The sequence below is a fragment of the Abyssibius alkaniclasticus genome, assembly GCF_020447305.1.
GTDB lineage: Bacteria > Pseudomonadota > Alphaproteobacteria > Rhodobacterales > Rhodobacteraceae > Abyssibius > Abyssibius alkaniclasticus.
In genome coordinates this window covers 2859594-2880132 of record NZ_CP095732.1, presented here as the reverse complement: position 1 = coordinate 2880132, position 20539 = coordinate 2859594, and the positions used below count along the sequence as shown (strand labels likewise).

At 61.7% G+C, this 20539-nt stretch carries 26 protein-coding genes; 8 read left to right on the top strand and 18 right to left on the bottom strand.

Annotation, left to right across the window (positions count from 1 at the left end):
* Nucleotides 1-31: 31 nt before the first annotated feature.
* Nucleotides 32-826, bottom strand: a complete 795-nt coding sequence (locus LGT41_RS14330; RefSeq protein WP_274127596.1) for a methyltransferase domain-containing protein — start codon at nt 824-826, stop codon at nt 32-34.
* Between the two features lie 109 nt (nt 827-935).
* On the bottom strand, nt 936-1628 hold the full coding sequence (locus tag LGT41_RS14325; RefSeq protein WP_274127595.1) for a nitroreductase family protein: 693 nt from the start codon (nt 1626-1628) through the stop codon (nt 936-938).
* A 111-nt stretch (nt 1629-1739) separates the two neighbouring features.
* Between LGT41_RS14325 and LGT41_RS14320 the strand changes: the two genes are divergently transcribed.
* A complete protein-coding gene (locus tag LGT41_RS14320) occupies nt 1740-2480 on the top strand; it encodes a glucose 1-dehydrogenase (protein WP_274127594.1) in 741 nt (246 codons plus the stop codon).
* A complete protein-coding gene (locus LGT41_RS14315; RefSeq protein ID WP_274127593.1) occupies nt 2477-3469 on the top strand; it encodes a P1 family peptidase in 993 nt (330 codons plus the stop codon). The genes LGT41_RS14320 and LGT41_RS14315 overlap by 4 nt, the downstream gene beginning before the upstream one ends.
* Here the strand turns inward: LGT41_RS14315 and LGT41_RS14310 are convergent.
* Nucleotides 3466-4122 (bottom strand): SDR family NAD(P)-dependent oxidoreductase, encoded by a 657-nt coding sequence (locus LGT41_RS14310; RefSeq protein WP_274127592.1) that lies wholly within the window; start codon nt 4120-4122, stop codon nt 3466-3468. The two genes, LGT41_RS14315 and LGT41_RS14310, sit on opposite strands and share 4 nt — an antisense overlap.
* Before the next feature lie 202 nt (nt 4123-4324).
* Here LGT41_RS14310 and LGT41_RS14305 point away from each other — a divergent pair, with 202 nt between their 5' ends.
* Entirely contained in the window at nt 4325-4900 is a 576-nt protein-coding gene (locus LGT41_RS14305) for a biotin transporter BioY (protein WP_274127591.1), read from the top strand.
* 45 nt (nt 4901-4945) lie between these two features.
* Here LGT41_RS14305 and LGT41_RS14300 read toward each other — a convergent pair whose 3' ends face one another.
* The 13 genes from LGT41_RS14300 to rpsF all read right to left on the bottom strand — a co-directional run bounded on the left by LGT41_RS14300 (nt 4946) and on the right by rpsF (nt 15165).
* Nucleotides 4946-5308 carry an iron chaperone gene (locus tag LGT41_RS14300; protein ID WP_274127590.1) on the bottom strand — a complete coding sequence of 121 codons (363 nt, stop codon included), beginning with the start codon at nt 5306-5308 and terminating at the stop codon, nt 4946-4948.
* On the bottom strand, nt 5308-6780 hold the full coding sequence (gene purF, locus LGT41_RS14295; RefSeq protein WP_274127589.1) for an amidophosphoribosyltransferase: 1473 nt from the start codon (nt 6778-6780) through the stop codon (nt 5308-5310). The genes LGT41_RS14300 and purF overlap by 1 nt, the downstream gene beginning before the upstream one ends.
* A gap of 106 nt (nt 6781-6886) precedes the next feature.
* Entirely contained in the window at nt 6887-7522 is a 636-nt protein-coding gene (locus tag LGT41_RS14290) for a CvpA family protein (RefSeq protein WP_274127588.1), read from the bottom strand.
* Nucleotides 7523-7538: 16 nt separating this feature from the next.
* Nucleotides 7539-8912, bottom strand: coding sequence for a DNA repair protein RadA (radA, locus tag LGT41_RS14285; protein WP_274127586.1), 1374 nt, complete (start codon nt 8910-8912; stop codon nt 7539-7541).
* Nucleotides 8905-9234 carry a hypothetical protein gene (locus tag LGT41_RS14280; RefSeq protein ID WP_274127584.1) on the bottom strand — a complete coding sequence of 110 codons (330 nt, stop codon included), beginning with the start codon at nt 9232-9234 and terminating at the stop codon, nt 8905-8907. The genes radA and LGT41_RS14280 overlap by 8 nt, the downstream gene beginning before the upstream one ends.
* Complete coding sequence (locus LGT41_RS14275; RefSeq protein WP_274127582.1) at nt 9224-9667, bottom strand: paraquat-inducible protein A; 444 nt, start codon at nt 9665-9667, stop codon at nt 9224-9226. Before LGT41_RS14275 ends, LGT41_RS14280 begins: the two co-directional genes overlap by 11 nt.
* Nucleotides 9668-9673: 6 nt before the next feature.
* Entirely contained in the window at nt 9674-10417 is a 744-nt protein-coding gene (locus LGT41_RS14270) for an ABC transporter ATP-binding protein (protein ID WP_274127580.1), read from the bottom strand.
* A 5-nt stretch (nt 10418-10422) separates the two neighbouring features.
* Entirely contained in the window at nt 10423-11217 is a 795-nt protein-coding gene (locus LGT41_RS14265) for an MlaE family ABC transporter permease (protein ID WP_274127578.1), read from the bottom strand.
* A 4-nt stretch (nt 11218-11221) separates the two neighbouring features.
* Nucleotides 11222-12259 (bottom strand): alanine racemase, encoded by a 1038-nt coding sequence (gene alr, locus LGT41_RS14260; RefSeq protein ID WP_274127577.1) that lies wholly within the window; start codon nt 12257-12259, stop codon nt 11222-11224.
* Nucleotides 12260-12290: 31 nt separating this feature from the next.
* Nucleotides 12291-13763 (bottom strand): replicative DNA helicase, encoded by a 1473-nt coding sequence (locus tag LGT41_RS14255; RefSeq protein WP_274127576.1) that lies wholly within the window; start codon nt 13761-13763, stop codon nt 12291-12293.
* 178 nt (nt 13764-13941) lie between these two features.
* Nucleotides 13942-14544: a 50S ribosomal protein L9 gene (rplI, locus tag LGT41_RS14250; RefSeq protein WP_274127575.1), complete on the bottom strand. Its 603-nt coding sequence runs from the start codon at nt 14542-14544 to the stop codon at nt 13942-13944.
* A 10-nt stretch (nt 14545-14554) separates the two neighbouring features.
* Nucleotides 14555-14782 (bottom strand): 30S ribosomal protein S18, encoded by a 228-nt coding sequence (gene rpsR, locus LGT41_RS14245; RefSeq protein WP_274127574.1) that lies wholly within the window; start codon nt 14780-14782, stop codon nt 14555-14557.
* Between the two features lie 14 nt (nt 14783-14796).
* On the bottom strand, nt 14797-15165 hold the full coding sequence (gene rpsF, locus LGT41_RS14240) for a 30S ribosomal protein S6 (protein WP_274127573.1): 369 nt from the start codon (nt 15163-15165) through the stop codon (nt 14797-14799).
* Between the two features lie 281 nt (nt 15166-15446).
* On the opposite strand from rpsF, the gene LGT41_RS14235 reads away from it, so the two are divergent.
* Together LGT41_RS14235 and fabD are read left to right on the top strand one after the other, a co-directional pair.
* Nucleotides 15447-15779 carry a hypothetical protein gene (locus LGT41_RS14235; RefSeq protein WP_274127572.1) on the top strand — a complete coding sequence of 111 codons (333 nt, stop codon included), beginning with the start codon at nt 15447-15449 and terminating at the stop codon, nt 15777-15779.
* 23 nt (nt 15780-15802) lie between these two features.
* The gene (fabD, locus tag LGT41_RS14230; RefSeq protein ID WP_420720189.1) at nt 15803-16729 is read left to right on the top strand and encodes an ACP S-malonyltransferase; all 927 of its coding nucleotides are present in this window, start codon (nt 15803-15805) and stop codon (nt 16727-16729) included.
* Here the strand turns inward: fabD and LGT41_RS14225 are convergent.
* The gene (locus LGT41_RS14225; RefSeq protein WP_274127571.1) at nt 16726-17190 is read right to left on the bottom strand and encodes a DUF922 domain-containing protein; all 465 of its coding nucleotides are present in this window, start codon (nt 17188-17190) and stop codon (nt 16726-16728) included. The two genes, fabD and LGT41_RS14225, sit on opposite strands and share 4 nt — an antisense overlap.
* A 147-nt stretch (nt 17191-17337) precedes the next feature.
* On the opposite strand from LGT41_RS14225, the gene fabG reads away from it, so the two are divergent.
* Both fabG and LGT41_RS14215 read left to right on the top strand, forming a co-directional pair.
* On the top strand, nt 17338-18075 hold the full coding sequence (fabG, locus tag LGT41_RS14220) for a 3-oxoacyl-ACP reductase FabG (protein WP_274127570.1): 738 nt from the start codon (nt 17338-17340) through the stop codon (nt 18073-18075).
* 153 nt (nt 18076-18228) lie between these two features.
* Nucleotides 18229-18462 (top strand): acyl carrier protein, encoded by a 234-nt coding sequence (locus LGT41_RS14215; protein WP_274127569.1) that lies wholly within the window; start codon nt 18229-18231, stop codon nt 18460-18462.
* 7 nt (nt 18463-18469) lie between these two features.
* On the opposite strand, the gene LGT41_RS14210 is transcribed toward LGT41_RS14215, so the two are convergent.
* Entirely contained in the window at nt 18470-19117 is a 648-nt protein-coding gene (locus tag LGT41_RS14210; protein WP_274127568.1) for a PilZ domain-containing protein, read from the bottom strand.
* Between the two features lie 167 nt (nt 19118-19284).
* On the opposite strand from LGT41_RS14210, the gene fabF reads away from it, so the two are divergent.
* Nucleotides 19285-20538: a beta-ketoacyl-ACP synthase II gene (gene fabF, locus LGT41_RS14205; protein WP_274127567.1), complete on the top strand. Its 1254-nt coding sequence runs from the start codon at nt 19285-19287 to the stop codon at nt 20536-20538.
* Nucleotide 20539 lies beyond the last annotated feature (1 nt).

Here is a 20539-nt window from a genome sequence, read left to right as displayed (position 1 = left end):
GGCCCCGGGTCAAGCCCGGGGCGGCGCGGTGCTAAACCTTCACACCGGTCATCACATGCACGGCGTCAGGGTAAACCAGCGCATCGCCGACCACATAGTCTTGCAGCGCATCGGCAACATCACCCGCCAAAGCCGCCTTGGCCGCGTCATCCAGGCCATGAAACGCGGCTGCGATGGGCATGGAGCCTAGGTGCAGGGGCACAAATGTCGCCGCCAACGGCACCTCAATCTGCAAGTCCTGCCGCAGGATATTCACATCACCAAACCCCGCTGCTTCAAGCTGCGCGGCCAGTTCCTCCGGCGACGGTGCCGCGCGCTGGCTGTGTTGCTTTTGGGCGATTTCGGGCGAAATATAGCGCGCAAGCGCATCGCAAAGCGCCGCTGTATAGGGCGAATGCCCCGCCCAGATTGACAGCGCCACCCGCCCGCCGGGTTTTAGCAGCCGCAAAAACTCGGCCAAAGCGGCGGGTTTGTCGGGAAAGTAATGATAGCCGTGTTGTGCGATGATCGCATCAAATGAGCCTGCCGCCAGCCCGGTTCGGGCGGCATCGGCCAAAAGCCAGTCTATCGCACTATCTGGCGCAAGGCTGCGCGCGGTGGCGAGCATCCCTTCATTGACATCAAGCCCAGCAACCCGCCCCGTGCCACCAACCGCCTGAGCAGCCAGCCGCGTGGTCACGCCCGTGCCGCAGGCAATATCCAGAACAGCCTCGCCCGGTTTCAGCGCGACAAGGTCCGACAATTCGCGCGCCCAGCGGCCAAACCACAGGGGCACCAATGTATTCTCGTAAATCTCGGCCGCATTGCCGGAAAGCTGGAAAGACATGTGGCAAGCCTAGCATGTTTTGCATCGCTTGGCGCGATTCAATGGCACAACCGCCACACGGTCGAGGCCCCGGGTCAGGCCCGGGGCGGCGTGGTTCCGGTGGGCCGGGTCACTCAAACACGCTCATGATCTCCCCCAGCGGCTTTTTCAGCTTGGCGACGGCGGGCACGGTTGCATCTTCTGCCGGATGTCCCACGGCGATGATCATCACCGGTTTTTCGCTGTCGGGGCGGCCCAGTGCCTCGGTCAGGAATTTCATCGGGTTGGGGGTGTGGGTGAGGGTGACAAGCCCTGCCGTGTGCAGCGCGGTCAGCAGAAAGCCGGTGGCGATGCCCACGCTTTCGGGCACGTAATAGTTCTTGAACCGCGCGCCATCGTCAAACTGGCCCCAGCGTTGGGCGAAAACCACGATCAGCCAGGGGGCGATGTCCAGATGCGGTTTGTTGGCATCGGTGCCGATGGGTTCCAGCGCCTTCAGCCATTCATCGCCCGCGCCGCCATCGTAAAATGTCTGCTCCTCGGCCTCGGCCTGCAGGCGGATGCGGTGCTTCATCTCAGCCCCGGAAATTGCCGCGAAATGCCAGGGCTGGTGGTTGGCGCCGCTCGGGGCCGTGCCTGCCGCCAGCACGCAATTTTCAATCACTTCGCGCGGCACGGGGCGGTTGCAGAAATCGCGCACCGAATGGCGCTTCTTGATATGCGCATAAAAGGCGGCAGAGGCGGCAAGCATTTCCGCATCGGACATATTTGCGCGGTCGGGCAGGGGCAGGGGCGTGTGGTTTATCTTCTCGCGGGCAAACATGGTGCATCCTTTGGCTGGTTTGGCGCAGATTAGCCAAGCCCGCCGCCCCTCACAAGCCACTTGCGCCTGCCGTTCAGTCTGGCAGTCTGAGGCGCAGAAAATGGGGGTCATATGCAGCTTAAGAACAAACGCGCGCTCATCACCGGCGGTGGCTCGGGCTTTGGGGCGGGGATTGTGGCGAAATTCGCCACCGAGGGCGCACAGGTGCTGGTGGTGGATATCAATGCCGAGGCCGCGCAGGCCGTTGCGGCGGCGCATGGCGCAAGATCTGCCCGCGCCGATGTGTCCAAAGCCGCCGACTGGGCGGCGCTGGCCGCGCACATGCAGGCCGAATTCGGCGGCTGTGATATTCTGGTGAACAATGCCGGCATTACCCATTTGCCCCAGCCGATGGGCGATGTGGAGGAAGACGAGTTCGACCGGATCATCGCGGTCAACGCCAAATCGGTTTACCATTCCGCCCGCCATATCGTGCCGCTGATGCTGGCGGGCGGGGGCGGTGCACTGGTCAATATCGCCTCGACGGCCGGTATTTCGCCGCGCCCGAACCTGACTTGGTATAACGCCTCCAAAGGCTGGATGATGACGGCGACGCAATCAATGGCGGTCGAGCTTGCACCCAGGGGCGTGCGGGTGAACGCCGTCTGTCCCGTGGCCGGTGAAACGCCGCTTTTGCAAAGCTTCATGGGGCAGGATACGCCGGAAGTGCGCGCGAAATTCCTTGCCACAATCCCTATAGGCCGCTTTTCCACCCCCGCCGATATTGCCGAGGCGACGGCCTTTCTGGCAAGCGATGCCGCCGGAATGATTACCGGCATCTGCCTGCCGGTTGACGGGGGGCGCTGCATATGAGGGTGGGCGCGCGCAATCTCATCACCGATGTGGCCGGGCTTTATGTGGGCAATGCGCAGGATGCGGGCCTGAAATCGGGCAGCACGGTGCTGGTGGGCGATGCGCCGTTTTGCGCGGCGGTCAGTGTTATGGGCGGTGCGCCCGGCACGCGTGAAACCGACCTGCTCGCGCCCGATAAAATGGTGCAGGCGGTGGATGCGCTGGTGTTGTCCGGCGGCTCGGCCTTCGGGCTGGATGCCGCAAGCGGTGTGGTCGATGCGCTGGCCGCCGCCGGGCGCGGCTTTGCTGTTGGCCCTGTGACAGTGCCAATCGTGCCCGCCGCGATTCTGTTCGACCTGCTCAATGGCGGCAACAAGGATTGGGGGCAAAACCCCTATCGCGCGTTGGGGGCAGCGGCCTTCGCGGCGGCGGGGCAGGAATTTGCGCTGGGCTCGGCGGGGGCCGGCACGGGGGCGACCACGGGGAACTACAAGGGCGGGCTCGGCTCGGCCTCGTTGGTGCTGGAAAGCGGCATGACCGTCGGCGCGCTGGTTGCCGCCAACCCGTTCGGCACGGTTGCAGGGCCGCAAGGCCATTTCCATGCGGCCAGCCACGAGATTGCGGGCGAGTTCGGCGGGCTGGGCGTTGATGCGGCATTCAACCCGCTGGCCGGCCCGCATAGCGCGAAGATGGACGGGTTCAACCCGCGCGGCAACACCACCATTGCCATTGTCGCAACCGATGCCGCCCTTACCAAGGCCCAGGCGTTGCGCATGGCAACGGCGGCGCAAGATGGGCTGGCCCGCGCCATCTGGCCCGCACATACGCCGGTTGATGGCGACCTTGTTTTCGCCGCCGCGACGGGCGCAAGGGCGCTTCAGGATGAAACCGCCGACCTGCTGCGCCTTGGCCATGCGGCGGCCATTTGCCTTGCGCGGGCCGTGGCGCGCGGCATCTACCACGCGACGGCTGCGAAGGGCGATGTCCTGCCCTGCTGGATAAACCGCTAGGGCAGAATTTCGGCCATCAGCCGCGCGGCCTCATCGGCGGGGCTGGCCAGCTTGCCGCGATCTTCGCCGGGGTAAAACCGTGCGCGCGTGGCCGTGGCCATCGGTTTGGGCGACAGGTGCAGCACGCGCGGCCCGATCTCGGCTGATTCGGCGATCTGCGTTTCCACCAGAGCGGCCTGTGCGGCCTTGCTCATCCCATAGGTCGACTGGAACTTGTGCCCGCCCATATCATCGCGGAAATACACCATCGTGCCGCTGGCCGCCCGCACCAGCGATTCCGCCATGCCCATCAGCCGCTGGGTGGCGCGGATATTCACGGCGATCGAGCGATCGAGGTCTTTTTCCCCCACATGCGACACGGGCGAAAGCGGGGCGGCATGAACCGCGCAATGCACCAGCAAATCAAGCTTGCCCCAGCGTTCATGGATGGCCAGACACATGCGCTGCACGCCCATATCATCGCTCAGGTCCAGCGGCACCAGCGTGCTGGGTGCGCCAATCGCATCCAGCGCATCGGCCAGCTCTTCCAGCCCGCCCTGGCTGCGGGCCAGCGCCATGATGTGGTAGCCGCGCTTGCCAAGCTCCAGCGCCATCGCATAGCCAAGCCCGCGCGAAGCGCCGGTAACAAGCGCCAGTTTTGTCTGTTCTTTCATTGCGCATATCCTTTTGCTGGCAACTGAATAGACATTCAGAACGCGCGCGTAAAGCCACGCAGCGCAAAGGCGCGCTGCCATGCCGCGCCCCCTGCCGCGCCCCCTGCCGCGCCCCCTGCCAGCAATGCTTGAATTTGCCCAGACATAGGTTAAAAGGAGTGGCAACGGGCCTATCACCCCTTTCAAAAAAGGACGCGCTAACATGAAGAATGAAATGGTATTGTCGCAGGCAGTCTGGTCGGGCAACTCGGTGCTGCGCGGGGCTGCGCTGGTGCTTGGCGGCTCGGCGCTGATTGCGGTGGCCGCGCAGGTCTCCATCCCGATGTTCCCCGTGCCGATGACCCTGCAAACCCTTGCCATTCTGGCCGTTGGCCTGACCCTTGGCGCGCGGCTCGGGGCAATGGCGCTGCTGGCCTATCTGGCCGAAGGTGCGGCCGGCCTGCCGGTTTTCGCCAATGGCGGTGCGGGCGTGGCCTATATGATGGGGCCAACCGCGGGCTTTCTGGTCGGCTTTGTGATGATGGCCTTTGTGGCTGGCTATGCCTCGGACAAGGGGCTGACACGCAGCTTCATCGGGGCGGGTATCGTTTCGCTCATCGCCTCGGCCCTGCTTTATGTGCCCGGCCTTGCCTACCCGGCAGCGGCGATGGGCAAAACCTTCCCCGAGCTGTTCAGCGGCTGGATGCTGCCCTTTGTCATTGGCGATGCTGTCAAGGCCGTGCTGGCCGCGCTGATCGTCACCGGCGGCTGGGCTGCCCTGTCGCGCCGCAAAGCCTAGGCGGACCACTACAAAATGCAGGGGCCGTAGCGCAGGCTGCGGCCCTTATTTTGTGGCAATTTCGGCGCGGCGCGCGGCAATCATCCGCCTGAGCAGATCTTCGGGGATGGGCCTGTCGGCCGTAAAATGCACGGCACTTTTCGTAAAGCCAAGCCCAAGCGCCGCAAGCTCGCCCTCGAACTGCGGCACGACATTGCCGGAATGCGGGTAAAAACTGCAATGCTTCACCCAGCCCGCATAGCCCGCAACCACTTTGCCGCCCTGCCTGAAGCCCGGCATGGCGTAGGAAATCACCTCATCAGCTTCGGGCAGTAAAGCCGCAAGCCGCGCGCGAAAGGCCGTGAGCAGCGCGGCGTGTGCGGGGCTTTGGCCAGCCAGATAGGCATCATGGCTGGCGGGGGCGGGCATTATACCGCCTCGCGTGTCTTGAACCCCGCGCTGAGCTTGTCGCTGGGCGCGATGGGGTAGTCGCCGGAGAAACAGGCGTCGCAATATTGCGGGGCGGCATTGTCGCGGCCCTTGTCCTGCCCGGCGGCGCGGTAAAGCCCGTCAAGCGTGACAAAGCGCAAACTGTCCACACCCAGATGCACGCGCATCTGCTCCTCGCTCATTGTCGCTGCCAGCAGGTTTTCCTTGTCCGGCGTGTCGACCCCGTAAAAACAGGGCCAGCTTGTTGGCGGGCTGGCAATGCGGAAATGCACCTCGGCCGCGCCCGCATCCAGGATCATTTCCTTGATCTTCAGGCTGGTCGTGCCGCGCACCACGGAATCATCGACCAGAATCACCCGCTTGCCCTTGATCAGCGCGCGGTTCACGTTCAGCTTCAGCCGCACGCCCATATTGCGGATTTCGGCGGTCGGCTCGATAAACGTGCGCCCCATATAAGAGTTGCGGATAATCCCCATCGCATAGGGAATGCCCGATTCCTGTGAATAGCCAATCGCGGCTGGCGTGCCGCTATCGGGCACGGGGCAGACCAAGTCAGCCTCCACCGGGGCTTCCCTGGCCAGTTCCACACCAATGCGGCGGCGGGTTTCATACACCGAATGCCCGCCGATCACCGAATCGGGGCGCGAAAAATACACATGCTCAAAAATGCAGAACCGGCTGGGGCGTTTTTCAAACGGGGTAAAACTTTCAAGCCCCTCATTGGTAATCACCACCATTTCGCCCGGCGCAATCTCGCGCAGAAACTCGGCGCCGATGATATCGAGCGCGCAGGTTTCCGAGGCCAGCACATAGGCATCGCCGAATTTGCCAAGCATCAGTGGGCGCACGCCCATCGGGTCACGCACGCCAATCAGCTTGGTGCGGGTCATGGCGACAATGGAAAACGCGCCCTCGATGCGGCGCAGCGCATCCTTCAGCCGTTCGGGAATGTTCTTCTGAATCGAGCGCGCCATAAGGTGAATAATGCATTCGGTATCCGACGAGCTTTGGAAGATCGAGCCGCGCTCGATCAGCTCGCGGCGCAGGGCGGTGGCGTTGGTCAGGTTGCCGTTATGGGCAATCGCGCAGCCGCCCATTGCAAATTCGGCAAAAAGCGGCTGCACATCGCGAATTGCCGTCTGGCCCTTGGCACCCGACGTGGAATAGCGCACATGCCCGATGGAAATTTTGCCGGGCAGGGTTTCCATCACGCTGGCCTTGGTGAAATTGTCGCGCACATAGCCAAAGCGGCGGGCCTGGTTGAAGCCGGTTTCAGGGTCGTAGGTGACTATCCCGCCGGCTTCCTGGCCGCGATGTTGCAGCGCGTGCAGGCCAAGGGCGACGTAATTCGCCGCATCCTTGGGGCCGAGAATGCCGAATATCCCGCATTCCTCGTGCAGCTTGTCATCGTCAAACGGCAGCGATGGAAGGGTTGGGAAACTGTCGGTCATGGAAGGCTCGCCTGACTGTCAAAGTTGGCGCCTTATACGCGGCGCTAACTTCAATGTCACGAGATCATCACATAGTTTTTTGGGCCCGCTTGCACAGGCCCAAAACTTAGTTTGCAACCGGCGCGGCAGGTTCAGCCGGGGCGGCTTCGGTGGCGGGCAGGGCGGCCGGTGTTGTGTCGGTGCGGCCGGTGCAATTGGCGGTCATCTCGTCAAAACGATCGGCGAACCATGTCGGCAGGCTGGAGCTTTGCACCTCGGTTGCAAAGCTGGCCTGTGTCGGGCCAAGAATTTCATAGGTTTTGGAGGTGGTGACAATTTCAATGCCATCACCAACCGCAAAGAATTCTTCATAGACAAACAGCGCCACCACGACCAGCAGCACACCGCGCGCCAGACCGAACAGAAAGCCAAGCCCCTTGTCGACCGTGCCAATCGCGCGCCCGCGCACAACCGATGCCAGCAGCGGTGCGAAAAGCGACAGCACGATCAGCGCAATCACGAAAACAATGGCGAAAGCGGCCATCATGGCAAGGTTGCAGCTTTGGTCAATCAACCCGTTGAGCAGCGGAATCTCATACATGAGTGATTCGGCCCGCGGGGCCAGGAAGTAAGCGACAACCGCAGCGCCAACCCAGCCTGCGATTGATGTCAGCTCGCGCATGAAGCCGCGCGCAAAGGCCAAAATGCCCGAAATCAATACAATGGCGATAACCGCGCCATCAATTATGGTAAGATCTTCCATCCCTGATCCCTCTTATTTAAGTTTCGATCACACCAAAGACCTGGTCAATAAATCCAGCGAGGTCGTCGAACTTCTGCACTGTTATGCCCGATTCGGCAGCAAGCTTCACCCGTGAAGGTGTAATTGCCGTCATAAAACCCAACTTTTCTGCCTCTTTAAGCCGCGAATCGGGCTGGCTCACCGGGCGCAGCGCGCCCGAAAGCGAAATTTCTCCAAAAATCACCGTATCCGGCGCAATCGCGTGGTCTTGCCGCGCCGAGATGAGCGCCGCCGCCACGGCAAGGTCGGCGGCGGGTTCCGATATCCGCAAACCGCCCGCCACGTTCAGATAAACATCCATGCCGCCAAAGCCGATGCCGCAGCGCGCATCCAGCACGGCAAGGATCATCGCCAGCCGCCCCGCATCCCAGCCGACAACCGAGCGGCGCGGTGTGGCCAGCGGCGAAGCTGCGACCAGCGCCTGCATTTCGCACAATAGCGGGCGCGAGCCTTCGATGCCGGCAAACACCACCGCCCCCGTGGCCTGGGCATCGCGCGCGCTCAAAAACAGCGCCGAGGGGTTGGCGACTTCGGCCAGCCCCGCGCCCGTCATCTCGAACACGCCAATTTCATCGGCGGGGCCGAAGCGGTTTTTCACGGCGCGCAGAATGCGGAACTGATGGTCGCGCTCGCCCTCAAAATACAGCACGGTATCAACCATATGTTCAACCACGCGCGGCCCGGCGATCTGCCCGTCCTTGGTGACATGGCCGACCAGCACCACCGAAGCGCCCGAGCGTTTGGCATAGGCGACAAGCTCGTGGCAGGCGGCGCGCACCTGGCTGACGGAACCGGGGGCGCTATCCACATTGTCGGCCCACATGGTCTGGATGGAATCGATGATCACCAGGTTTGGCTTTTCAGCGTCAAGCGTGGTCAGGATATTGCGCAGGTTGCTGTCGGCGGCCAGTTGCATGGGCGCGTCAGCAAGGCCCAGCCGCGCGGCCCGCATCCGGATTTGCGCCGTGGCCTCTTCGCCCGAAATGTAAATGCATTTCTGCCCGGCCTTGGCAAAGGCGGCGGCGGCTTGCAGCAGCAGGGTCGATTTGCCGATGCCGGGGTCGCCGCCCAGCAGAATGGCGCTGGCGCGCACCAGCCCGCCGCCCAGAACGCGGTCCAGCTCGCCATTGCCCGATTGCACGCGCGGCGGGGTCGGCTCGCTGCCCGCCAGATCGGTCAGCCGCACGCTTGCGCCGCGCCTGGCCCCCAGCGCCACCTTGGCGGGGCCGGTGGACAGCGGCACATCTTCGGTTATGGAATTCCACGCGCCACAGGCATCGCATTTGCCGGCCCATTTGGCATAGCTTGCGCCGCATTCGTTGCACGAAAAGCTGGTGGATATCTTAGCCAATGACCGTGGTCCAGCCGTTGAAGGGCAGGCGCATGACGAGCGCAATGCCAAAGGCGATATGGATCAGCGGAAAGAGCTTGTTCAGCCATTTCTCCCAAAGCAGCGCCATTGCCGCCGCCGCAACCAGCAGCCCGCCGATAATTTGCGAGGCCAGCACCTGTTCCTGGCTGAGCATCAGCATGGCCAGCAGCGCCAGCACCAGTGCCGCGATCTGCGCGCGCCGCAGCCGCCCGCCATAGCGATAGGCCGAGGTTGCCGACCACCAGCTTGCAACAAGCACCCAGAACGCGATCAGGATTGCATACAGAATTTCATTGTCCATAAGTCTTCCTTTTGGTCAATTCGGTCACAAGCAACGACACCAGCACGCAGGCACTGAACAAATACAGGCCCCAGCCGGTTTCAATATAGCCAACGCCCACGCCCTTGGCGGCGACGATCAGCAGCGCGATCAGAAAAATATCGGCCATTGCCAGCTTACCCAATATTGCCAGCGCGCCAAGCATATTCGCACCCAGCCATTCCAATTGAATCATTAATAAAAGCAATGTCTTGGCCATAGGGGCCAGCAGGGCGAAAAACACCACGACAATCGCCAGAAAGACATCGCTTTCCCACAGGGTTTCAATGGTGGTCAGCACGGTCAGCACATCATCGTTGAACCAGCTCAGCAACCCGGTATGGGCGAGCGGCACGAACCAGCTTATCGGAAAGGCGATCAGCAGAAGCAGGTTCAGGATGATCGGAATGCGCATGTCGGCCTAGCGCACGGATTCAATCGGCCCGGTGGCGCGGCCATGAATGAACTGGTCCAGATATTCATCGCCCGAGGCATCGATATCGGCGACCTTGCCGTGCCAGCGCAGCTTGCCACCGTGGATCATCGCCACCGTATCGGCAATGGCGCGCACCGAGGACATATCATGCGTAATGGTCACCGCCGTCACCCCAAGCTCGACCACGATTTCGCGGATCAGCGTGTTGATCACCCCCGACATGATCGGGTCGAGCCCGGTTGTCGGCTCGTCAAAGAACATGATCTCTGGGGTGGCCGCAATGGCGCGGGCCAGCCCCACGCGCTTTTGCATCCCGCCCGAAAGCTCGGCGGGGAACAGGTTGGCCACGTCGCCCCCCAGCCCCACGCGGGCGAGTTTTTCCACCGCCAATGCGCGCGCCGCCTCGCGCGGCATCCGGCGTTTGCCCTGCAACAGCCGGAAGGCCACGTTCTGCCAGACCGGCAGGCTGTCAAACAGCGCACCGCCCTGAAAGAGCATCCCGATCTTGTCCATGATCAGCGCATCATGGCCCTTCACCTTGCGCCCTGCCACCGAAATGCTGCCGCGCTCCGGCTTGATCAGCCCCAGAATGGATTTGAGCAGCACCGATTTGCCGGTGCCCGAGCCGCCAATCACCACAAGGCTTTCGCCCTTGGCAATATCAAGCGTAATGCCATCCAGCACGACCTTCGGGCCGAAGCGTTTGGCCACATCCCTGATTTCGATCATCGCGCTCATGCCGGAAACAGAAGTTCGGTCAGCAAATAGTTGCTGGCCAGAATCAGGATAGAGGCGGAGACAACCGCGTTGGTTGTGGCCTGCCCAACCCCCAGCGCGCCGCGCCCGGAATTATAGCCATGATAGCAGCCCATCAGTGCCACGATAAAGCCGAACACCGCCGCCTTGATCAGCCCCGAAGTGACATCGCCCACTTCCAGAAAATCAATCGTATTGGTCACATAGGCGCCGGGGTTGAAGCCCAGCCGATACACCGCCACCAGAAACCCCCCCAGAATGCCGATGATATCGCCGATCAGCACCAGCACCGGCATGACCAGCGTGGCTGCCAGCAGGCGCGGGGTGACAAGGTATTTCATCGGGTCGGCGGACAGGGTTGTCAGCGCGTCAATCTGCTCGGTCACGCGCATCGTGCCCATTTCTGCGGCAATCGCGGCGGCCACGCGGCCCGCCACCATCAGCCCGCCCAGAACGGGGCCAAGCTCGCGCACCATGCCGATGGCGACAATGCTCGGCACCACGCTTTCGGCATTCAACCGCCCGCCGCCTGCATAAATCTGCAAGGCGAGTGCGGCACCGGTGAACAGGGCCGTCAGCCCCACGACGGGCAGGCTGAAATAGCCGATGCGCAGCAATTGCTGGCCGAATTCGCGCATATAAAAGGGCGGGCGCGGCAGGGCGGCCAGCGCCTGGCCGGCAAATATGACCAGGTGGCCGATGCTGGCAAACAGCGCCAGCACCGAACGGCCGATCGAGGCCAGAAAGCCGTGAAAGAGGGTGATTGCCTGCATTGCGCTATCCTTTTGCCCCTCTATAAACGCGATTGTAGCGCGCGCCTAGGGCCGTAAGCACTTCGTATGAAATCGTGCCGGCAAGGGCGGCAATATCGCCGGGGCTTTGCTGCGGGCCGATCAGGGTCAGGCTGTCGGGTATTTCACCGAGATCGGTGATATCCACGCCGATCAGGTCCATCGAGATGCGGCCCACAACCGGGCAGGGCGTGCGGCCGCAATACAGGTTCAGCCCTTTGAGGCTGCGAAAAACCCCGTCGGCATAGCCGCCCGCCAGCGTGGCAATGCGGCTGGGGCGGCTGGCGGCCCATATGGCCCCATAGCCAACCGGCTGGCCGGGTAAAAGCTGGCGCGTCTGGATAATCGGCAATTCTGCCTGCACAGGCAGGGTGCCGCCCGCAAAATCGCCGGTATATAGCGCAATGCCGGGGCGCAGCACATCAAAATGAAAGGCCGCACCAAGCGCGATACCGGCGCTGGCGGCCAGCGATTTTGGCACCATCGGCATGGCGGCGGTGAGCAGCGAGAAACTCGCAAGCTGCGTGGCATTCATGGCATGGCCGGGCGTATCGGCGCAGGCCAGATGGCTGGTCAGCAAAGCCGGGCGCAGCGGCGGGCTGGCAAAGGCAAGGCTGGCCAGTGCCGCAGGCTCGAACCCCAGCCGCGCCATGCCGCTGTCAATATCCAGCCCATAGGGCGCATCGGGGAAGTCTTTGCGAAAGGCGGCCAGTTGCGCGGGGCTGTTCAGCAGGGGCCGCGCGCCGCTGGCCTTGAAATCGGCCGCATCGCCCGGCATATAGCCGGAAAACACCCAAATTTCGGCATTTTCCGGCAGATGCGGGCGCAGCGCGGCCGCCTCGCTGGCCAGCACCACGAAAAACTTGCGCGCGCCTTCGGTGGCCAGCGCGCGGGCCACCTGTGCGGCCCCCAGCCCATAGGCATTGGCCTTGACCACGGCGCCGCATTCGGCGCGGCTGGCCTGGTCAAGGCTACGCCAATTGGCGCAGATCGCGTTCAGATCAATGGTCAGAACCGGGTTCATGGTGCAGGCTTAACGCGCCCTTGCGCGATTGTCACCAATCGCCGGAAACCTGATGCGGCTTGGCAAGGTTGCCGAATTTGGTGAACTGGCCTTCAAACGACAATTCAACCGTGCCAATCGGCCCGTGGCGCTGCTTGCCGATGATCACCTCGGCCTTGCCATGCAGGCGGCTCATGTCATCCTGCCATTTCATCATGGCCTCGACATTGTCATCGCCGGGCTTTTCGCGCTCGCGGTAATATTCCTCGCGAAACACGAACATCACCGAATCGGCGTCTTGCTCGATCGAGCCGGATTCGCGCAAATCCGAAAGCTGCGGGCGCTTGTCCTCGCGGTTTTCCACCTGGCGCGAAAGCTGGGAAAGCGCGATGACCGGAATATCAAGTTCCTTGGCAATCGCCTTCAGCCCCTGGGTAATTTCAGACACCTCGTTCACGCGGCTGTCCTTGGCCGAAGCGGGGCGCAAAAGCTGCAAATAGTCGACGATCAGCAAATCCAGCCCGTGCTGGCGCTTGAGCCGCCGCGCGCGGGCATGAACGGCGTTGATCGGCAAGGCCGGCGTGTCGTCAATATACAGCGGGCAACGCTCCAGCTCCTTGGCGGCTTCCACGAAGCGGCGGAATTCTTCTTCCGTCAGGTTGCCCCGGCGCAGGTTTTCGCTGGGCACGCGGCTGGCTTCCGAAAGGATGCGCGTGGCCAGCTGGTCGGACGACATCTCAAGGCTGAAAAACCCGACAACGCCCCCATCGATTGTGCCTTCGCTGCCATCGGTCTTTATGCCGCGCTTATGGGCCTTGGCCACGTTGAAGGCGATATTGGTGACAAGCGCGGTTTTGCCCATCGAGGGGCGACCGGCAAGAATGAGCAGATCGGACGGGTGCAAACCGCCCAGCCGGTTGTCCAGATCCTTCAGCCCGGTGGAAATGCCCGACAGCCCGCCGCCATGCTGATAGGCCTGGTTGGCAATGGCCACCGCATCGGAGACCGAGCGCAGGAAAGACTGAAAGCCACGTTCCGCCTGGCCCTTTTCGCCAAGCTGGTAAAGCGCCTGTTCAGCCTCGACAATCTGCGCGGCGGGCTCGCTATCCACCTCGACCGAGGCCGCCTTGGCCGAAATTTCGCGCCCGATTTCAATGAGTTGGCGGCGAATGGCCAGATCGTAAATCAGCTGCGCATAATCGCGCGCGGCAAAAAGCGAAATGGCCGAACCGGCAAGCCGGGCAAGGTAGGCGGGGCCGCCAAGCTCTTTCAGCCCCTCGTCATTTTCCAGAAATGCCTTGAGCGTGACAGGCGAGGCCAGCGTGTTTTTCTGGATTTTCTGCGCGGCAATATCATAGATGCGGCCATGCACCGGGTCGTAGAAATGCGAATCGGAGATGATGGCCGAGACGCGGTCATAAACCTCGTTATTGACCAGAAGCGCGCCCAGAAGCGCCTGTTCTGCCTCGATATTATGCGGCTGGATATAGTCATCCGCATTCAGGTTTGCCGTGCCGTCCGCCATGTATTCGCCCGTTTTCTGGTTTTGCGCCTTATAGCGGATTCCGCGCGGCAGGTCATTGTGGATATGTCTTCAACGCGGGGATAGCGGGGATAAGTTTGCGCCCAGTCGCAGAATATGGACGCCGGGCACAAAAAAGGGGCCGGAAAACCCGGCCCCCGTTGTTCGGTGCGAAACCGGCTTATGCGTCGCGGTCATCCGCGATGGGGGCGCCGTCTTCGTCCTTGGCGGCTGCGCCCACATCGTCGAACAATTCGGCGATGTCATAATCGGCGGCGGCATCGGCTTCGGCGCGCAGATCCTGGATCGACTTGCCCGAGGCCTGCAATTCGGCTTCCTCGGCCGAACGTGCTACGTTGATGTTGATCTCAACGGTCACTTCGGGGTGCAGAACAACCGACATTGTGTGCATCCCAAGCTCTTTCACCGGACGGTGCAGAACGATCTGGCCGCGGTTGATGGAAAACCCTTCGGCCGTCGCCACTTCGGCGGCGTCACGCGCGGTGACAGAACCGTAAAGCGACCCCGCATCGGAGGCCGAGCGGATGACCACAAACACCTGACCGTCGAGCTTTTCGCCAACGGCTTCGGCCTCTTTGCGGGCTTCAAGGTTGCGGGCCTCAAGCTGGGCGCGCTGGGTTTCGAACTGTTTCAGATTCGCATCATTGGCGCGCAGGGCCTTGCCCTGGGGCAGCAGATAGTTGCGTGCATAGCCCTGTTTGACGTTCACAACGTCGCCCATCTGGCCAAGTTTCGCAACGCGTTCAAGAAGAACAACTTGCATTTTATTCTCCTTATTTCACGGCATAGGGCAGCAGGGCGAGGAAGCGGGCGCGCTTGATCGCGCGGGCCAGCTCACGCTGCTTTTTCGCCGACACGGCGGTAATGCGGGCGGGGACGATCTTGCCGCGCTCGGAAATGTAGCGCTGCAGCAGTTTCACGTCTTTATAGTCGATCTTCGGCGCATCGGCGCTGGAGAACGGGCAAGATTTCCGGCGGCGGAAAAACGGTTTGTTAGCCATGTTCCAAGCCCTCCTTAAAATTCACGGCGCGGGCGGCGCGGCCCACGGTCGTCACGGGAATTCTTTGCCTGAACAACGGCCGAGGGGCCGTCTTCATGGGCATCGACCTTGATCGTCATGATCCGCATCACATCATCATGCAGGCGCATCAGACGTTCCATTTCCTGAACGGCGGCGCTGGGCGCGTCCGATTTCATGAAAACGTAATGGCCCTTGCGGTTCTTGTTGATCTTGTAGGCCATTGTCTTGAGGCCCCAATATTCGTTTTCCAGAACATTGCCGCCATTGTCTTTCAGGATGGCGGTGAAATGCTCAACCAGGCCTTCCGCCTGGGCGCTCGACAGATCCTGCCGAGAAATAAATACGTGCTCATAGAGAGCCATGCGCATATCCTAACATTTGCAAGCGCGCTTCACTAGCAGACCAATGCCCGGCGGTCTGGGAACGAGAGGCGACGCGGTGAGGTTTTACCGGGCAATGGCGCGTTATACCCATGCGCGGGGCAATTGCAAGCAAGTGCTGGTGCGAATTCGCGCAAAATCCCGTGAAAATCATGGATAGGGCTTGGATTCGGGGATTTCGCTGTTATTTTGCCCGCCCAGCAGGGTTGGCACATTCTGGCCCCCAAACCGCCCGACCGCCGGGCACTGATAGAGGTTAAGTGATGAATATTGCGCGTGGGTTGATTTTCTTGCCGATGCTACTGGCCGGATGTCTGGCCGCCACCGACCCGGTGGCAGATGTTTCGACACCGCTGGAGCCGCAGGTCGATGTGCAGCCCATCCCCGATGAAGAGCGGCGCTTTACCGTGAAAATTACCGGGATTGCCGGGCAAAGCTTCGCCAATCTTGTGCCGATCTGGGACAGGACGCTGGATGAAACCTGCAGCAATACCACCTATAACCCGTTCAACCTGAACGAAATTCTGGAGCGTGACGCGCTTGGCCGCACCATTCCCACGCTGCAAGGCACGGTAAGCTGCCGCCCGGCAGACTGAACGCCCAACATTTGAGGTAGATCATGCGCGCATTCGTATTTCCGGGGCAGGGGGCGCAGGCGATTGGCATGGGCAAGGCCCTGGCCGAGGCCTTTCCCGCCGCCAAGGCCGTGTTCGACGAGGTCGATGCCGCTTTGGGCCAGGATCTTTCGGGGCTGATCTGGGGCGGCGATATTGCCGACCTCACGCTGACCGAAAACGCCCAGCCCGCGCTGATGGCCACCTCGATTGCCGCGATGCGCGCGCTTCAGGCCGAAGGTTTTGGCATTGATGATGCAAGCTATGTGGCCGGGCATTCGCTGGGCGAATATTCGGCCCTGTGCGCGGCTGGCGCGCTGTCTCTGGCCGATACCGCAAGGCTGTTGCGCATTCGTGGCCGCGCCATGCAAGAGGCCGTGCCGGTGGGCGTGGGGGCGATGGCCGCCCTTCTGGGGCTGGATTTTGCCGCCGCAGCCGAGGTGGCCGCCGAGGCCGCGCAGGGGCAGGTGTGCCAGGCCGCCAATGACAACGACCCCGGGCAGGTGGTGGTTTCCGGCCATCGCGAGGCCGTGGAGCGTGCCGTAGAGATTGCCCGCGAAAAAGGCGCCAAGCGCGCGCTGCTGCTGCCGGTATCCGCCCCTTTCCATTGCGCGCTGATGGGTCCGGCGGCCACGGCGATGCAGGCGGCTTTGGCAGATGTCACCGTGAATGCCCCTGCCGTGCCGCTGGTGGCCAATGTGCGCGCCGAGCCCGTGCGCGACCCCGACAGCATTCGTGCATTGCTGGTCGCGCAGGTCACAGGTTCGGTGCGCTGGCGCGAATCCGTCATGATGATGCTTGGCGCGGGCGTGGGTGAATTTTGGGAAATCGGCGCCGGTAAGGCGCTGTCGGGCATGATCCGGCGCATTGAAAAAGAGGCCACCTGCCGCGCCATTGGCACGCCCGAGGATATTGCCGCGCTGAAGGGCTAAAGCTCCACACCCTCCTTGATGCCGTGATTGGTGACATCGTCATATTTCTTCTGCGCCTTGCTGTGGTCGGCCAGAAAGGTCTTCCACTCGGCCTTGGCGTCTTTGGCCGATAATGTTTCCATCCCGTCCAGGCGGGCAACGAAAATCGCCACCTGTTCCAGCAGGTGGTAATAATGGTTGTTCTCGTGCTTTGCCAAAGCCTTATACATTTTGTCGAACCGGGTTTTGGCGTCTTTGTCGGCCTTTGAATACTCTGTCCATTTGGGCATGAAGATCACCGGTTTGGCGGAGATGGTGACCTTTTCAACCGGGTCCTTATTGCCCCAGTTGACCGCCTCGTTGGCCACGAAACGGCCCCAGAAGGCGCGGGCCTCAAGATTGGCGAACAGCGTATCGAGGTCTTTGCCCTTGATGTTGTAATGCTTGGTTGTCGGCTTTTTGATCGAGGTCGAAATCTTCATGCTTCACCTCAGAACTGTGGGAACGGGCCGGAATTTACCACAAATGGGGCAAAAAGTCATGGTGGCGGTGCTGTTCGCCCGGCTTTCATATGGCAGGGCGGGCCAAGGGCTGTTATGCAGGGGGAAAGCAGGATTTTGAGGTGCGATATGTTTGATCTGAGTGGGAAGTCGGCGCTGGTGACCGGGGCTTCGGGCGGGATTGGCGGGGCGATTGCGCGCCAGTTGCACGCATCGGGTGCCAAGGTGGCCCTGTCGGGCACGCGGCGCGACCCGCTGGAGGCGCTGGCCGCCGAGCTTGGCGAGGGTGCGCATGTAATCACCTGCAACCTTGGCGATTCGGCCGAGGTGGAGGCCCTGCCCAAAGCCGCCGCCGAGGCGATGGGCGGCTTGGACATTCTGGTGAACAATGCCGGTGTGACGCGCGACAATATCTTCATGCGCATGTCGGATGAGGAATGGGACCAGGTGATCAACGTGAACCTGACCTCGACCATGCGGCTGTGCCGGGGCGTTTTGCGCGGCATGATGAAGGCGCGCTGGGGGCGGATTGTGAATATTTCCTCCATTGTGGGTGTCACCGGCAACCCCGGTCAGGTGAATTACGCCGCGTCCAAAGCGGGCGTGATCGGCATGAGCAAATCGCTTGCGCAAGAGGTGGCGAGCCGTGGCATTACCGTGAATTGCGTGGCGCCGGGCTTCATTACCACCGCCATGACCGACAAGCTGAATGACGAGCAAAAAGCCAAGCTGATGGCCGGCATTCCCGCCGGGCGCATGGGCACGGCCGAAGAAATTGCCGCCGCCACGCTTTACCTTGCATCCCCCGAAGCGGGTTATGTTACAGGGCAAACCTTGCATGTGAACGGCGGCATGGCCATGTTCTAGGCGCACGCGATGCTTGACAAAGCATTTGCCAAAAGGGTTCCTTGTGCTATAGGCGCTGCGGACAACCGGGTTTGGCCACGGATCGGCGAACTGACCGTGACACTGGCTGAACTTAAACACATGGGCGCTGCCCAAAGATAATGAGGAATTAACATGAGCGACATTGCAGATCGCATTAAAAAGATCGTCATCGAGCATCTGAGCGTTGACGCCGACAAGGTGACTGAGAATGCGTCGTTCATCGACGATCTGGGCGCTGACAGCCTTGACACCGTTGAACTGGTGATGGCGTTCGAAGAAGAATTCGGTATCGAAATTCCCGACGAAGCCGCCGAGACCATCCAGTCTTTCGGCGATGCCGTCAAATACGTGACCGAAAACTCCTGAACCCGTTTCAGCCGTGTTTTGAAAAGGCGGTGCCCGCACGGGCGCTGCCTTTTTTTGTGCCGAACGGCACCAGGCCCTGAACCGGCTGGCGCAGAATCTGGCGCACCTGCGCGCGGCTCAGCGATTTTTCAAAGTCGATGGCGGCGAAATGCTCGTTTGCCCATATAACCTTGCCGCTGATGGAAAGCGCATCGAAGCGCAGCGTGACGGGCGTGTGTTTGACCAGCTCGGGCAGCACAACCAGCCGCGCCCCGACCTGGCTGATATCGACAATGGTTGTCAGGCTTTCATTGTCGTCGATTTTGACGGTCACATGGGTTTGGCAATAGTGGCGCCGCGCGCGCCGGCGGTTGCGCCTTTCGCGCCTGCCATAGACGAAAATCAGCATCGCAAAGGACAGGATGAGCAGGCCAAGAACCCAGGTGATGTTGAGCGTCAGCACGGCTTTGGGGGCGGGGGCGACGTAATTCTGCACCGGTGTGACCGTGGCCGCTTGCGCAAAACCCCAGCCGCGCAGCCCCGTTTCCGCGCCAATGTCTGCGCCCGCGTTTCCCCCCGTGCAGGGCGATTGCTGTTCGCAAGGTGAGGATTGCGCCCAGGCGCCGAAGGGCAGGCAGACCAACCAGAACACGGCAAACACATGTCGCCAAACCATTTAACCAACCCTTCCCACAGCCTAAAATATGCCGCCAAAGCTAGCAGCCAATTTCTAAACAAGTGTTAAACGCGGCAGGCGGTTGCCTGCGCGCCCCGCCCCCCACTTATTGCACGCGCCCCGCGCAGCGTGTATCTAAAGAAAAAAGTGTGAATGACGGGGGATTTATGCGTCGTGTGGTGGTAACCGGAATGGGGATGCTTTCCCCCTTGGCCTGCGGGCTGGAAGAAACCTGGACCCGGCTTTTGGCGGGCGAATCCGGTGCGGGCACCATTCAAAAATTCGATGCAAGCCATCTTGGCACCGGTTACGCCTGCGAGATTCCGCGCGGCGATGGCAGCAATGGCAGTTTCAACCCCGATGACTGGATGGAGCCGAAAGAACAGCGCAAGGTGGACCCGTTCATTCTGTATGCCATGTGCGCCGCCGATCAGGCGATTGCGCATTCCGGCTATGAGGCGACGACCGAAGAGCAGAAATGCCGCACGGGCGTGATGATCGGCTCGGGCATTGGCGGGCTGAACTCGATTGCCGAAACCGCTGTCACGCTGAAGGAACGCGGGCCACGGCGCGTGTCGCCCTTCTTCATTCCCGGTGCGCTGATCAACCTTTGCTCGGGGCAGGTTTCCATCCGCTACGGCTATAAAGGGCCGAATCACGCGGTGGTCACGGCCTGCTCGACCGGCGCCCATGCCATTGGCGATGCGGCGCGGCTGATCATGCTGGATGATGCCGATGTGATGATTGCCGGTGGTGCCGAAAGCCCGATCTGCGAGATCGGCATTGCCGGGTTCAACGCCTGCAAGGCGCTGTCGACCGCACGCGCCGATGACCCGAAAAAAGCCTCGCGCCCCTATGACCGTGACCGCGACGGTTTCGTGATGGGCGAAGGGGCCGGCGTGGTCGTGCTGGAGGAATATGAACATGCGCGCGCACGCGGGGCAACGATTTATGCCGAGGTTGTGGGCTATGGCCTGTCGGGTGACGCCTATCACATTACCGCGCCTGCCGCCGATGGCGATGGCGGCTTTCGCTCGATGACCGCCGCGCTGAAACGCGCGGGGGTTGCGCCCGGCGATATTGATTATGTGAATGCGCATGGCACCTCGACAATGGCCGACACGATCGAGCTTGGCGCGGTAGAGCGGCTGTTGGGGCCAGACAGCAGGGCGACGATGAGTTCAACAAAATCCTCTATCGGGCATTTGCTGGGGGCGGCGGGGGCTGTCGAGGCGATCTTCTCGATTCTTGCGCTGCGCGACCAGATTGCGCCGCCCACCATCAACCTTGACAATCTGGATGTCGAAACCCGGCTGGACCTTGCGCCCAATGCCGCAGTGAAGCGGAAAATCGACCTGGCCCTGTCCAATTCCTTCGGGTTTGGCGGCACGAATGCCAGCCTTGTCTTGAAACGGATCTAGG